At 28.5% G+C, this 1,785-nt stretch carries 1 protein-coding gene and 1 riboswitch; the gene reads right to left on the bottom strand.

The features are described from left to right. Positions 1–69: 69 nt before the first annotated feature. Positions 70–1,419, bottom strand: coding sequence for an MATE family efflux transporter (locus Q0370_RS00555; RefSeq protein WP_299570649.1), 1,350 nt, complete (start codon positions 1,417–1,419; stop codon positions 70–72). Positions 1,420–1,564: 145 nt separating this feature from the next. Next, positions 1,565–1,740: riboswitch (Lysine riboswitch) on the top strand. Positions 1,741–1,785 lie beyond the last annotated feature (45 nt).

The following is a 1,785-nucleotide window of genomic DNA, read 5'->3' as shown; positions in this document are numbered from 1 at the left end:
TATATAAATTTATGGTTTGAGTAAAATAGTCATAGCTTTTGAGTTTGGTTTTAAATAAGTTTTACTATATTATTTTTCTTTTTTCCAGTCAATACTTTTCACTAGGATAAAGAATATTAGTCCTGCTAATGTATTTGAAAATAAATTTCCCCAAAAAATTGAGTAAAGGCCAAGATATTTTTGTGTTGTTAAAATAAAAATATATCGTAATAGCCAAATTCTTAAAATAGACATAGCTAAAGGTATTCTTGTTCTTCCAAGAGCGATAAAAACACCTTGTGAAATCATAAATACACTAAATCCAATTACAGAATATGTGTAAATATGCAAAGCTTTGTCAGCAATCTCAATAACTTTCGAGACGTTTGTAAAAATAAGTACAAGTGGTAAAGAAATAGGTAAAATTAAGGTGATTGTCAAAATAGAAATTATAACGCCTGTTTTCCACCCGATTTTAAAAACTTCTTTAGATTTTTTTACATTTCCTGTTCCCATATTTATACTAATCATTGAAGAAACTGTAGTTCCAATTGAGGATGGCAAGATAAAGCAGATGGCATTAATATTCGAAGCAATTCCTTGTGCATTCAGGGCAATTGCACCAAATTTTTCCATTTCTTTGTTTATAAGAAAAAATCCAAGATACAAAAAAGCATAGTTTAACATTGAAGGAAAGCCAATATTAAGCAATTTTTTTATGATAGGCAATTTTATTGAGTAATTTTTCAGACTTAGCTTAATATCATCCGTCTTTAAGAATAAGTCATAAAACATCCAAATTGTAATGGTAATATAGGAAAAAAGCGAGGCCATTACAGCACCTGTGATTCCCATTTTTAAAGCATATAAAAAAATTGAGTTAAAAATTATTTTCAAAATTAGTAACAAAAAAATACGAATAAATGTAACTTCAGGCCGTCCAATTGCATTTTTTGAGGAATTATAAATAGCAGCTAGAAATACAAAAGGCATTACAAGTGAATAAAGAGAAATGTAAATATAAACATTGTCACGAATTTCAATAGTTGTGTATTTGGAAATTATAAAAGCCGAAAAAACGCAGATTGGAATAATTAAAATTCCAATGATAAAACTAAATACAAAAATTTGAAGCATTGTTTCCTTTACAGCGAGCATTCTTCCTTTACCGTAAAGTCTACCAAGCATAACAAGAGTAGCCACACCTAACCCTTGAGACAAGGCAATCATAACATTAAGAATAGGCTGGCTGAATGTAACAGAACTTGCTACTTCAACACTTGTAAGCCTATTTAGAAATAAGCTGTCTGAAAGTGGAATAAGAGCCTGAATAATTCCAACCAGCAATGTGGGGACGGATAGAAAGAGCAGTGTGTTTATAACTTTTCCATTTAATATCATTTCACGCCGTTCTTCATTAGATTGAGTTTTAAAAATCATTTGTTTTCCTCCTTTCAAAAAATATCGCATTTTTTTATTATAACATTTTTTTTGAAATTTTAAAACTAAAATTAAATAGAGAAATTTTACAATTTTTATCAAAAATACTTTACAAATGTGAAAAAATTAGTTATAATGATAAATATTATGTGATAGAGGTGCAATTATTAAAAGTAAATTTACGGAGAAAAGTCGATTCTGTGAAATAAGTTGAAAGGAATAATTGCCGAAGCGTAGGGATTGACTATCTTTATTGCTGGGGCTATGGAGAATATCCATAGGACTGTCATTATCAAAGGATAATGGAGAGCTGTCAGATATAATTCATATAAATTTTTTAAGTTTTTTAGTTTAAAATAAAAATAA

It is taken from the genome of uncultured Leptotrichia sp., assembly GCF_938036635.1.
GTDB classification, from domain to species: domain Bacteria; phylum Fusobacteriota; class Fusobacteriia; order Fusobacteriales; family Leptotrichiaceae; genus Leptotrichia; species Leptotrichia hongkongensis.
Note: the sequence above shows the minus strand (reverse complement) of the source record. Positions and strands in the feature narration are given on the sequence as shown.